This window comes from Streptomyces sp. NPDC127117, from assembly GCF_042677325.1.
In the GTDB taxonomy this organism is placed as follows: Bacteria; Actinomycetota; Actinomycetes; order Streptomycetales; family Streptomycetaceae; genus Streptomyces.
Window position 1 is genome coordinate 15,107 of sequence record NZ_JBHXTM010000050.1, and the last position, 11,809, is coordinate 26,915.

9 protein-coding genes are annotated in these 11,809 nt (G+C 72.9%); 2 read left to right on the forward strand and 7 right to left on the reverse strand.

Annotation, left to right across the window (positions count from 1 at the left end):
- Positions 1-27: 27 nt before the first annotated feature.
- On the reverse strand, positions 28-1,494 hold the full coding sequence (locus tag ACFVH0_RS32040) for a GuaB1 family IMP dehydrogenase-related protein (protein WP_385825960.1): 1,467 nt from the start codon (positions 1,492-1,494) through the stop codon (positions 28-30).
- Positions 1,495-1,801: 307 nt separating this feature from the next.
- Here ACFVH0_RS32040 and ACFVH0_RS32045 point away from each other — a divergent pair, with 307 nt between their 5' ends.
- Positions 1,802-2,824: a terpene cyclase gene (locus ACFVH0_RS32045; RefSeq protein ID WP_385825962.1), complete on the forward strand. Its 1,023-nt coding sequence runs from the start codon at positions 1,802-1,804 to the stop codon at positions 2,822-2,824.
- A 96-nt stretch (positions 2,825-2,920) separates the two neighbouring features.
- On the opposite strand, the gene ACFVH0_RS32050 is transcribed toward ACFVH0_RS32045, so the two are convergent.
- The 4 genes from ACFVH0_RS32050 to fmt all read right to left on the reverse strand — a co-directional run bounded on the left by ACFVH0_RS32050 (position 2,921) and on the right by fmt (position 7,408).
- Entirely contained in the window at positions 2,921-3,937 is a 1,017-nt protein-coding gene (locus ACFVH0_RS32050) for a sugar-binding transcriptional regulator (RefSeq protein ID WP_385826021.1), read from the reverse strand.
- Between the two features lie 152 nt (positions 3,938-4,089).
- Positions 4,090-4,773 carry a ribulose-phosphate 3-epimerase gene (gene rpe / locus ACFVH0_RS32055; RefSeq protein WP_385825964.1) on the reverse strand — a complete coding sequence of 228 codons (684 nt, stop codon included), beginning with the start codon at positions 4,771-4,773 and terminating at the stop codon, positions 4,090-4,092.
- Positions 4,774-4,969: 196 nt separating this feature from the next.
- Entirely contained in the window at positions 4,970-6,403 is a 1,434-nt protein-coding gene (locus tag ACFVH0_RS32060) for an RsmB/NOP family class I SAM-dependent RNA methyltransferase (protein ID WP_385825966.1), read from the reverse strand.
- A gap of 72 nt (positions 6,404-6,475) precedes the next feature.
- Positions 6,476-7,408, reverse strand: a complete 933-nt coding sequence (gene fmt, locus ACFVH0_RS32065; RefSeq protein ID WP_385825968.1) for a methionyl-tRNA formyltransferase — start codon at positions 7,406-7,408, stop codon at positions 6,476-6,478.
- Between the two features lie 229 nt (positions 7,409-7,637).
- Here fmt and ACFVH0_RS32070 point away from each other — a divergent pair, with 229 nt between their 5' ends.
- Positions 7,638-8,180 (forward strand): hypothetical protein, encoded by a 543-nt coding sequence (locus ACFVH0_RS32070; protein WP_385825970.1) that lies wholly within the window; start codon positions 7,638-7,640, stop codon positions 8,178-8,180.
- Between the two features lie 108 nt (positions 8,181-8,288).
- On the opposite strand, the gene ACFVH0_RS32075 is transcribed toward ACFVH0_RS32070, so the two are convergent.
- Complete coding sequence (locus tag ACFVH0_RS32075; RefSeq protein ID WP_385825971.1) at positions 8,289-10,433, reverse strand: primosomal protein N'; 2,145 nt, start codon at positions 10,431-10,433, stop codon at positions 8,289-8,291.
- A 127-nt stretch (positions 10,434-10,560) separates the two neighbouring features.
- The gene (metK, locus tag ACFVH0_RS32080) at positions 10,561-11,769 is read right to left on the reverse strand and encodes a methionine adenosyltransferase (protein WP_385825973.1); all 1,209 of its coding nucleotides are present in this window, start codon (positions 11,767-11,769) and stop codon (positions 10,561-10,563) included.
- Positions 11,770-11,809: the final 40 nt, after the last annotated feature.

An 11,809-nucleotide genomic window follows, 5' to 3' on the forward strand; every position in this document is an offset into this window, starting at 1 on the left:
GAGGGGCACCGAGGTCATCCTGGGGGATCAGCTCCAGCTGGCGTGCAGCGGCTTGCCCTCGGCGTAGCCGGCGGCGCTCTGCACCCCGACGACCGCCTTCTCGGCGAACTCCGCCAGGGAGGCCGCACCGGCGTAGGTGCAGGAGGAGCGGACGCCCGCGATGATCGAGTCGATCAGGTCCTCGACGCCCGGCCTGGCCGGGTCGAGGAACATCCGCGAGGTGGAGATGCCCTCCTCGAAGAGCGCCTTGCGGGCCCGGTCGTAGGCGGACTCGTCGGACGTGCGGTTCTTCACGGCGCGCGCGGACGCCATGCCGAAGGACTCCTTGTAGAAGCGGCCGTCGGCGGACTGCTGGAGGTCGCCGGGCGACTCGTACGTACCGGCGAACCAGGAACCGATCATCACGTTGGACGCGCCCGCGGCGAGCGCCATGGCGACATCGCGCGGGTGCCGGACGCCGCCGTCCGCCCAGACGTGCTTGCCGTACTTCTTCGCCTCGGCTGCGCACTCCAGAACGGCGGAGAACTGCGGCCGGCCCACGCCGGTCATCATCCGGGTGGTGCACATGGCGCCGGGGCCGACACCGACCTTGATGATGTCCGCGCCGGCCTCGATGAGGTCGCGGACGCCCTCGGCGGCGACGATGTTGCCGGCGACGATCGGAACCTGCGGGTCGAGCGCGCGCACGGCCCGGACCGCGTTGATCATGGACTCCTGGTGGCCGTGGGCGGTGTCCACGACGAGCGTGTCGACGCCCGCGTCGAGGAGCTGCTTGGCCTTGCCCGCGACGTCGCCGTTGATCCCGACGGCGGCGGCGATCCGCAGCCTGCCCTGCGCGTCGGTGGCGGGGGTGTAGAGGGTGGCGCGCAGTGCGGCCTTGCGGGTGAGGATGCCGACGAGCCTGCCGTCCGCGTCGACCGCGGGGGCGAGCTTGCGGTTGGCGCCGTCCAGTTTGTTGAACGCGTCGCGTGGATCGATGTCCGCCTCCAGCAGCACCAGGTCCTTGGTCATGACCTCGGAGAGCTGGGTGAAGCGGTCGACGCCGGTCAGGTCGTGCTCGGTGACGACGCCGACGGGGCGCTGCTCCTCGTCGACGACGACGCCCGCGCCGTGCGCGCGCTTCGGCAGCAGCGACAGGGCGTCGGCGACCGTCTGGCCCGGGGCCAGCACGATCGGGGTGTCGAGCACCAGGTGTCGCGTTTTCACCCAGGAGATGACGTCGGTGACGACCTCGATCGGGATGTCCTGCGGGATGACGACGATGCCACCGCGGCGGGCGATCGTTTCGGCCATCCGGCGGCCCGCGATCGCCGTCATGTTCGCGACGACGAGGGGAATGGTGGTGCCGGTGCCGTCGGGCGCGGAAAGATCGACACCCTGGCGGGAACCGACTGCCGAACGGCCCGGGACCATGAAGACATCGTCGTACGTGAGGTCGTACGGGACCGAGGGGGACTCTGTGTAACGACCAGTACCGGGCTCAAGAAAACGCATAACGCTCATTTTTTCACACGAAACGGAGCAGGTCGCTTCCACGAAGACACAACAAAGGACACCCGCGTTCGTATGTTCCTCCGAAGGAACCGGACGGGCGTCCCGGGCAAGTGGAACCTGCCTTGCCCGCGGACCCTACCCGAAAGGCATTCGAATCATTCGCGATCATCTTCCCTGGACCTGGTGACAAGGGGTCCGGTAGCTTCAAACTCGCAGGTCCCGTGGGTCTCGCAGACGCCCCGGAGGAACAGCCGGAAGGGTCACAACTTCCGTCACCCGTACGACCGGAGAGGATCACGACCCACCCGTGGAGAGCGAACTGCCGGACATCTACTGCCCGTTCCCCCAGCTCACCAACCCGCACGTCGGACACACCCGGGACCATCTCGACGAGTGGACCCGCAACACCGGTCTGGTGCACCGCGATTCGGCCAGGGACCGCTTCACGCAGGCGGACTTCGGTTCGTTCGTCGGCATGGTGTACCCGACCGCCGACAGCAAGAATCTCGACCTCGTCGCGGACTGGTTCGTCTGGCTGTTTCTCGTCGACGACCAGCTCGACGACGGCCATCTGGGCCGCAGTCCGGAGCGGGTACGGGACGTCGTCGAGCTGATGCGGACCGTCATCGAGGGCAAGGCTCCGGCCCCGCTGCCGGACGGGCGGCTCCCCGCCGCCGTGGTCGCCCTGGCCGATCTGTGGGAGCGGACGACGCCGACCGCGGCCCCGCACTGGCGCACCCGGTTCGGCTGGCACCTCACCACTTACCTCACGACGGCCACCACCTGGGAGGCGGGCAACCGGGCCGCCGGCGTGGTGCCGTCCGAGGAGACCTATATCGCCAAGCGGCGCCACACCGGGGCGATACATGTCTGCATGGACCTGATAGAGATCGTGGCCGGGATCGAGGCTCCCGAGTCGATCCACAACGACTCCCGGTTCATCACCGCCCTGGAAGCCTCGTGCAACGTCGTGTGCTGGGCCAATGACGTGTACTCGTACGAGAAGGAGCAGGTGCTCGGCGAGATCCACAATCTCGTCCACCTGGTCCGGCACCATCGCGGCTACGGACAGCGGCAGGCGCTCGAACACGTCTGCGCGGAGATCGCGACGGAGACCGAGCGCTTCCTCGCCGCCGAGGCCGAGCTGCTGACGGCGTACCCGCAGCTCTCCTGGATGCTCAAGCCGTACCTGGAGGGGATGCGCAGCTGGATGCGCGGCAACCTCGACTGGTCGCGGCAGACCCCGCGCTACAACCCGGCCGACGTGAGTCAGTACGAGGAGCCGGAGGAGTACCTGGAGGCGACGGTCCTGGGCGTGGTCCGGGACTGAGCCACGGGGCAGCGAAACGCCCGGACAGCGCGTGCGTCGTCCGGGCGTTCTCCGTGTCCGCCACCGGGAGCGGCAGCGACCGCCTCCCGGTGGCGCTCAGTCGCCGTCCGGGTCGGCCCGCTCCAGGGCCGGCCGCTGCGGGGCCGCCGACTCCGTGAGCAGATAGTCGGCCGCCGCCGTGTCCGTCACCAGGCTGGTGACCAGCCCGGACCTCAGTACCGCCCCGATCGCCGCGGCCTTGCGCTGGCCGCCCGCGATCGCCACCACTTCGGGGATCCGGCGCAGCCGGTCGGCCTCGACCGTGATGCACCGCTCCCCCAGGTCCCGGCCGACCCGCCGCCCCTCGGTGTCGAAGAGGTGCGCCGACATCTCCGCCGCGGCACCGAGCGAGGCGTAGTGCGCCCGCTCCTCGTCGGTGAGCATGTCGTGGACGGTCGAGATGCCGGGCTCCCAGGAGCCGATGGAGACCGCCGCGACCGTCACCTTGTCGAAGTAGTCGAAGGCGCGGGCGATCCCGGTCTGGTGGCGCAGCGCGGCGGCCGTCGCCGGGTCGGGCAGCAGCATCGGCGCGTAGATGGGGTGGGCCTCGCCGCCGGACACCTGGGCGGCCCGCCGGACCGCCTCGACGGAGCCGCGCTCGGCCGTCCCCGCGTCGTACACCCCGGTGAGCTGCACGACCGTGCACGGCGGAAGCCGGTCGAGCGCCGCCGCCATGTGAATGGTGGACCGGCCCCAGGCCAGCCCGAGCACATCTCCCTCGTTCACCAGTTCGCCGAGGAGATCGGCCGCGACCTCGCCCAGGTTCTCCGGGTCCGGTGCGTCGTCCTGCTCCTCGGCCGGGGACTCGACGACGACCGCGTGACGCAGCCCGTACCGGGCGCGGAGCGCGTCGGAGCGCTCCGCGTCCAGTTCGGCGGGGACGCGGATCTCGATCCGTACGAGGTCACGCTCAAGGGCCGTCTCCAGGACCCGGGCCACCTTGAAGCGGCTGACGCCGAACTCCTCGGCGATCTGGATCTTCGACTTGCCCTCGAGGTAGAAGCGGCGGGCCATGGCCGCCGCCTGCACCAGCTCCGCGGGCCCCATCCGCAGGGCGGACCTGCCCGCCGACATTGCAGACACCGCGATCTCCTCACTGCTGTTCACACTCTCGATACGCCGTTCATCCTGTCAGATCCGGCGTTCCTTGATCGGTCCCGTCGGACCGAGTTCATCTGTCCTTGGCCGGGCGGACCCGCAATCGCGGGCGGGAGCCGGCTGCGGTGTCAGTGGGCGCACGCCCAGGCAGCCGAGGCGGTGACTCCGTCGGCCTGGGCACGCAGCGCCCGCACGGCTTCGGCCGGGTCCGTCGCCCCGTACACCGCCGAACCCGCGACGAAGACGTCCGCCCCGGCCTCGGCGCACCGCTCGATGGTGGACGCGGAGACGCCGCCGTCGACCTGGAGCCACAGTTCGAGGCCGTGCTTGGAGATCAGCTCACGGGTGCGGCGGATCTTCGGCAGCATGATGTCCAGGAAGGCCTGGCCGCCGAAGCCCGGCTCCACCGTCATGATCAGCAGCATGTCCAGCTCGGGGAGCAGGTCCTCGTACGGCTCGATGGGCGTCGCGGGCTTGAGCGCCATGGAGGCACGGGCCCCCTTGGCCCGGATCTCCCGCGCCAGCCGTACGGGGGCCGCCGCGGCCTCCGCGTGGAAGGTGACCGAACCGGCGCCGGCCTCGACGTACTGGGGCGCCCAGCGGTCCGGGTCCTCGATCATCAGATGGCAGTCCAGCGGGGTGTCCGTGGCCCGGCTGAGCGATTCGACGATCGGCACGCCGAGGGTCAGATTGGGCACGAAGTGGTTGTCCATCACATCGACGTGGAGCCAGTCGGCGCCTTCGACGGCCTTCGCCTCCTCGGCGAGACGGGCGAAGTCGGCGGACAGGATGCTGGGGTTGATCTGGGCCATGTCCCAAGCCTGCCATGTTCCTCGCCACTTCCCCGCCGCGGTGCGGGCCAAAGCCTCACGGGATCATTACAGTTCGTGCGATCCGGGGCCCCCGGCCGCACGATCCGGGCGTTTCGGTCCCGGGCGGGCGCTCCCGGGGCCCGTGGCCGCCGGAGCGTCCGGAACGGCCGCAGGGCCCCGAGGCCCGTCGAAGGTGTCAGGCGGTACGCCGCAGCAGCGCCAGGTACATCGCGTCGGTGCCGTGCAGATGCGGCCACAGCTGTACGTCGGGGCCGTCGCCCAGCGCGGGCACGCCCGGCATCAGCGGGCGGGCGTCCACCCACTCGGCCTCGACGGGGTGGCCGCCGCGCCCCTTGAGCACGTCCTCGACGACCACCCGGGTCTCCGCGAGGTGCGGCGAGCAGGTCGCGTAGCCGACGACGCCGCCGACCCGTACCGCCTTCAACGCCTCGCGCAGCAGGCCGCGTTGGAGCGGGGCGAAGTTCTCCAGGTCCTCCTTGCGACGGCGCCAGCGCGCCTCGGGGCGGCGGCGCAGGGCGCCGAGGCCGGAGCACGGCACGTCCATGAGGACCCGGTCGAAGCTGCCGGGCTGCCACGGCGGGCGGGTGCCGTCGGCGGTGATCACCTGGTACGGGCCGGGGTTGCCGGCCAGCGCGCGTTCGACGAGGCGGGCCCGGTGCGGCTGCTTCTCGGCGGCGAGCAGGGCAGCGCCCCGTCCGGCGGCGAGCGCGGCGAGCAGGGCGGCCTTGCCGCCGGGGCCGGCGCAGCCGTCGAGCCAGCGGCTGTCGCTGCCCTCCACGGGTGCGTCGGCCAGCGCGGCGGCCACCAGCTGGCTGCCCTCGTCCTGGACCCCGGCCCGGCCCTCCTGGACGGCGGTCAGCGCGCCGGGCTCACCGCCCTCCGCCATCCGTACGGCGTACGGGGACCAGCGGCCCGGCAGGCCGTTCTCGTCGCCGAGCGCGGTGAGCAGCTCATCGGTGGTGGAGCGGCCGGGGCGGGCGACCAGGGTGACCTCGGGCCGCTCGTTGTCGGCTTCGAGCAGGTCCTCGATCCCGGCGCGGCCGCCGCCCAGCGCGTCCCACAGGGCGGAGACGACCCATCGCGGATGCGAGTGCACGACGGCGAGGTGGTCCTCGGCGTCCTCCTCGTACGACGGGGCCACCTTGGCCACCCAGCCGTCGAGGTCGTCCGCGGAGACCTTGCGCAGCACGGCGTTGACGAACTTCGCCCGGCCCTCGCCGAGCACCACCCGGGCCAGCTCCACGCTGGCGGAGACCGCCGCGTGGGTGGGGATGCGGGTGCCGAGCAGCTGGTGCACGCCCATGTCGATCACGTCGAGGACCGGCGGGTCGACCTCGCGCAGCGGCCGGTCGATGCAGGCCGCGACGATCGCGTCGTACGTACCCTGGCGGCGCAGCGTCCCGTAGACCAGCTCGGTCGCCAGCGCCGCGTCCCGGCTGTCGAAGTCGCCCTTGGCGCGGGCCTTCTTCAGCAGCGGGGGCAGTACGAGGTTGGCGTACGCGTCCCGTTCGTCGACGGCCCTGAGGGCTTCGAAGGCGAGGAACCGGACGGGGTCCTTCTTGGGGCGGCGATGCGGCTTGGCGGGACGGCGACGCTGCTGGTCGTTCACGTGAAAGGTGCTCCGCTGATGGTGAGGGGGCGAACCCTCCCAGCCTACGTCGCCGTCCCGGCCACCGACGGCTCAGCTGCCCAGCAGCTCGCCGTGGACGATCCGTACCCCGCGGGCCCAGTCGGCGGCCCGCATCGGCTTCTTGCCCTGGGGCTGGACCCAGAGCAGCTCGACCGCGTGCGATCCGGTGCCCACGTACACGTTGTTCTTGGCCGCCGACAGCTCGCCGGGCGCCAGGTCGGCACGGTCCAGCACGGGCACCGCCTGGACCAGCTTCAGCCGCTCCCCCCGGAACAGCGTCCAGGCGCCGGGCGCGGGCGTGCAGCCGCGCACCACGCGGTCGACCCGCAGGGCGGGAGCGGACCAGTCGATCCGGGCGTTCTCGACCGTGATCTTCGGCGCGAGGGTGATCCCGTCGGCGGGCTGCGGCACGGCATGCAGGGTGCCGTCCTCGATGCCGTCCATCGTGGCGACGAGCAGCCCCGCACCGGCGAATGCCAGCCGGGTGAGCAGGTCGCCGCTGGTGTCGGTGGGACGCACTTCCTCGGTGAGGACGCCGTACACCGGACCGGAGTCGAGCCCCTCCTCGATCAGGAAGGTCGAGGCACCGGTCACCTCGTCCCCGGCCATGATCGAGTGCTGCACGGGGGCCGCGCCGCGCCAGGCGGGCAGCAGCGAGAAGTGGAGGTTGACCCAGCCCCGGGCGGGCACGGCGAGCGTCTCCTTGGGGAGCAGCGCGCCGTAGGCGACGACCGGGCAGCAGTCCGGGGCGATCTCCCGCAGCCGGGCGAGGAAGTCCTCGTCGCGCGGCCGGGCGGGCCTGAGCACCTCGATGCCGGCCTCCTCGGCGCGCTCGGCGACGGGGCTCGCGACCAGGCGGCGGCCCCGCCCGGCGGGGGCGTCGGGCCGGGTCACCACGGCGGCCACTTCGTGCCGGTCGGAGGCGATCAGGGCGTCCAGGGCGGGTACGGCTACCTCGGGGGTGCCTGCGAAGACGAGCTTCATGGGTGGCTGACTGCCTCTCGGGCCGGAACGTGCGGTGACGAGCAACGCACAAGTCTATGGGCCCCGCGGCCGGGGGGCGTACGCATGGCCGCGCGCCCCTTTGAACGGCGCACGCGCCCCTGCTGCGTGACCAGATCCACGGCTGAGGCGTTGGTCAAGAGAGATTGACCGAAGCGAGCCGCCACGGTGCGGCCCGATCCCTTTCAACGCCGGTTCGAGAGGCTTCTTCATGGCCGACCACGCAACCCACGACGCCCAAGCGAGGGCCAGTCTGCATCTGTTGGTGCGGGACATCGAGCGGGTCCGGCGGCAGGTGGACGCGCTGCGCACGCTCACCGCCCAACTGGGCAACGTCTACCGCCCGCGCCGCTCCGGCCCGTCCACGGGCTTCGTCGTCTACGGCAGGGCCCCGGCCCCCACTGTCCGGCTGGCCCAGGAGCTGCGCGACAGCGTCGAGACCCTGGTCACCGCGGCAGTCGACTTCGACCGCTCGCTGGGCTTCTCCTGGGACGCGGTGGGCTCCGCGCTCGGGGTCACCAAGCAGGCGGTGCATCGCCGCTACGGCGCACGCCGCAACGCCCGCCAGCCCGGGGCGGCCGAATCCGGCGCGGAGACCGCGGTGCCGCGCCCCATGCCGGGCTCCGCCGGCCCGTCCGCGCTGCCGCCCGTGGTGCCTGCCGCGCGCTCCATGCCGCCGCAGCCGTCGGCGGACCGCCCGTCGCTGCGCGACGACCTGCGCCCCGGCGTCTTCCCCGGCCCGCGCAACGGCTGACCAACTCCATCCACTGCCCCGCCGCGCCCGCCACCCGGCGGGGCAGCCGCACGCCGAGCCCTCGGCCCCGGGAAACCCGGGCCCGGCTGCCCCGAGCACCCCGCCCCGTCACCCGATGTCCGGCGGATCCACCCTGATCCGGACCTGCCCGCCGCTGCCCCGGGACATCCGGGCGGCCTGCGCGGCCTTCAGCGCGGCCGCCAGGGCCGCCCCGCTGCCCGGAGGCACCCTGAGCAGCACCCGCTCCCAGGACTCCCCCTGCGGTGCGTCCCCGGGTCTGCGGGGCCGGCCCGGTACCGTGGCCGGCACCGGGACCGGGCCCAGTACCTCGGCCTCCGGCGGCAGCTCGGCCGCCGCGAGGAACGCGGCCAGCGCCTCGGGCTCGCCGGTCACCGCGGCCATCCGGGACACCGGGGGAAAGCCCAGCTCGGCCCGCTCCGCCAGCTCACGGCGGGCGTGGCCGACCGGATCCCAGCGCACCAGGGCCTGCACGGGCCGCAGAGTCGGCTCGGCGACGACCACCACCGTGCCGCCGTCCGGCTGCCCGCGCACCAGGGAGGCCGCGGCCGTCCAGCGGCGCAGCGCCTCCTCGCCGGCCCGCAGGTCGGGGCGGCCGACCATCGCCCATCCGTCCAGCAGCAGCGCGGCCGCGTAGCCGCCCTCGGCCACGGGCTCGGCACCGGGGGTGCTGACGACCAGCGCGGGTGCGTCCGGCACCGAATCGAGGATGTGGTCACGGCCCGACGTCCGCACCGGCACGGCCGGGAACGCCCGGCCGAGCTCCTCGGCCGTCCGGCGGGCACCGATGATCCGGGCCCGCAGCCGGTTGGATCCGCAGGCGACGCAGTGCCAGGCGGTCTCCGCCCGCCCGCACCAGGCACAGTTCAGATCCTGCTGATCCGGTGCCTCCAGCGGCCCCGCGCAGTGCCGGCACCGGGCGGGCTCGCGGCAGCGCTCGCAGGCCAGCCGCGGCGCGTATCCCCGGCGCGGCACCTGGACCAGGACGGGGCCGCTGCGCAGCCCGTCCCGTACCGTCTGCCAGGCCAGGCTGGGCAGCCGGGCGGCCCGCGCGGCACCGTCCCGCGCCAGCTCCCCGTCGCCGACCGTACGGACCAGGGGCGCCGCGATCCGCAGCTGCTCCCGGTCCGCGCGCAGCGGGAGCGCCCAGCCGCTCTCCACCAGCTGGGCGGCCTCCACCGTGCAGTTCGTACCGCCGAGCAGGAACGCGCAGCGGCCGTGCGCGGCCCGCAGTTCGAGCACCTCGCGGACGTGCGGGAAGGGGGCGTTGTCGTCGCTGTGGCTGGCGTCCCCGTCGTCCCAGACGGCGACCAGGCCGAGGTCCGCGACCGGGGCGAACATCGCGGCTCTCGTCCCGACGACCGCCCGCACCGAGCCGCGCCGCACGGCGAGCCACTCCCGGTAGCGCTTCTCCGGTCCGGAGTCGGCGGTCAGCAGCGCGTGGCGTCCCGGGCCGAGCAGCTCGGTGAGCGCGGCGTCCACCCGGCCGGCGGTCCGGCCGTCGGGGACGACGACGAGGGCGCCGCGCCCGGAGGCGAGGGTCGCGGCCATGGCCCTGGCGATCTCCTGAGGCCAGTGAGGTCCGGGCAGCGCGGTCCACACGGCACGGGGCGCCCCGCCCTCGGCCAGCGCCCGCAGAAAGGCGGGCCCCTGTGCGTACCGCTCCCAGGATCCCGCCGACGGCACGGGCGGGGGCGGGAGGGGCTCGGGCGAGGGTCTGGACTCGGCCCGGCCGTTGCGGGGCGGGACGGCGAGCTGGAGCACATCGGCGAGGCTGCCCGCGTAGCGGTCGGCGACGGCCCGCGAGAGCGCGAGCAGCTCTGGCCCCAGCACCGGTTCGGGCGATACGACATAGGCGAGCGCCGCGAGGGCGCCCGTGTAGTCCGACTCGGCGAGCCGCTCGACGAGGAAGCCGTCGATCAGGCCGCCCCCTTCGCGCCGGCCGCCGCGGACATTGCGCCCTCCGGCCCCGAACCGCACCCGCACCCGCACGCCGGGCTGTGCCTCGGCGTCGAGCTCCTCGGGCACCGCGTAGTCGAAGAACTGGTCGAGATGGAGCACGCCCTTGTTGACCAGCACCCGGGCGACGGGCAGCTCCTCGGCGAGCGCGGCGCCGCGCCAGGTCCGCGGCTTGGCCCGCGGCACCTTGGCCTTCCGCACCGTCTCCCGGATCAGCGCAAGCTGCTCCGGGGCCCCGTCGCCGGGGTCCGCGGATCGCTCGTTGTCGCTGCTCACAGCCAAATTCCTACCAGACACGACTGACAGCGGCCCCGCCGAGGCGGGACCGGGGTCCGGACGCGCCGGGGCCCGGACACCAGGTGCGGTGTCCGGGCCCCGGCGTACGGACGGAGAGCCGGCCGGCCTACAGCCCGGCCGCCGCGCGCAGCGCGTCCACGCGGTCGGTGCGCTCCCAGGTGAAGTCGGGAAGCTCACGGCCGAAGTGGCCGTAGGCCGCGGTCTGGGCGTAGATCGGGCGGAGCAGATCGAGGTCGCGGATGATCGCGGCCGGGCGGAGGTCGAACACCTCGCCGATGGCGTGCTCGATCTTCTCCGTTTCGATGGCGGCGGTGCCGAACGTCTCGACGAACAGACCGACCGGCTCGGCCTTGCCGATCGCGTACGCGACCTGCACCTCGCAACGGGCGGCGAGGCCCGCGGCGACGACGTTCTTGGCGACCCAGCGCATGGCGTAGGCGGCCGAGCGGTCCACCTTCGACGGGTCCTTGCCCGAGAAGGCGCCGCCACCGTGGCGGGCCATGCCGCCGTAGGTGTCGATGATGATCTTGCGGCCGGTCAGACCGGCGTCGCCCATCGGGCCGCCGATCTCGAAGCGTCCGGTCGGGTTGACCAGCAGCCGGTAGCCGTCGGTGTCCAGCTTGATGCCGTCCTCGATCAGCTGCCCGAGCACGTGCTCGACGACGAACTCGCGGATGTCGGGCGCGAGCAGCGAGTCGAGGTCGATGTCGCTGGCGTGCTGCGAGGAGACGACGACCGTGTCGAGACGGACGGCCTTGTCACCGTCGTACTCGATGGTGACCTGGGTCTTGCCGTCGGGGCGCAGGTACGGGATGGTCCCGTTCTTGCGGACCTCGGAGAGCCGGCGGGAGAGCCGGTGCGCGAGGTGGATCGGGAGCGGCATGAGCTCGGGCGTCTCGTCGCAGGCGTAGCCGAACATCAGGCCCTGGTCGCCGGCGCCCTGCTTGTCGAGCTCGTCCTCATCGCCCTCGACCCGCTTCTCGTACGCGGTGTCGACGCCCTGAGCGATGTCGGGAGACTGCGCCCCGATGGACACCGAGACGCCGCAGGAGGCGCCGTCGAAGCCCTTCTTCGAGGAGTCGTAGCCGATCTCCAGGACCTTGTTGCGTACGAGGGTCGGGATGTCGGCGTAGGCCTTGGTCGTGACCTCACCCGCAACATGCACCAGACCGGTGGTGATCAAGGTCTCGACGGCGACGCGGGACCGGGGGTCCTCGCGGAGCAGCGCGTCGAGAATGGTGTCGCTGATCTGGTCAGCGATCTTGTCGGGGTGACCCTCGGTGACGGATTCCGAGGTGAAGAGACGGCGGGACACATCGCTCCCTGGGGTTGCAGCGGCTGCTGGCTGATCATTT

Coding starts and splice junctions, on each gene's coding strand:
- ACFVH0_RS32050 (WP_385826021.1), bottom strand. CDS start 3,937: ATGTCGGCGGGCAGGTCCGCCCTGCGGATGGGGCCCGCGGAGCTGGTG.
- ACFVH0_RS32070 (WP_385825970.1), top strand. CDS start 7,638: ATGGCCGACCACGCAACCCACGACGCCCAAGCGAGGGCCAGTCTGCAT.
- fmt (WP_385825968.1), bottom strand. CDS start 7,408: ATGAAGCTCGTCTTCGCAGGCACCCCCGAGGTAGCCGTACCCGCCCTG.
- rpe (WP_385825964.1), bottom strand. CDS start 4,773: ATGGCCCAGATCAACCCCAGCATCCTGTCCGCCGACTTCGCCCGTCTC.
- ACFVH0_RS32040 (WP_385825960.1), bottom strand. CDS start 1,494: ATGCGTTTTCTTGAGCCCGGTACTGGTCGTTACACAGAGTCCCCCTCG.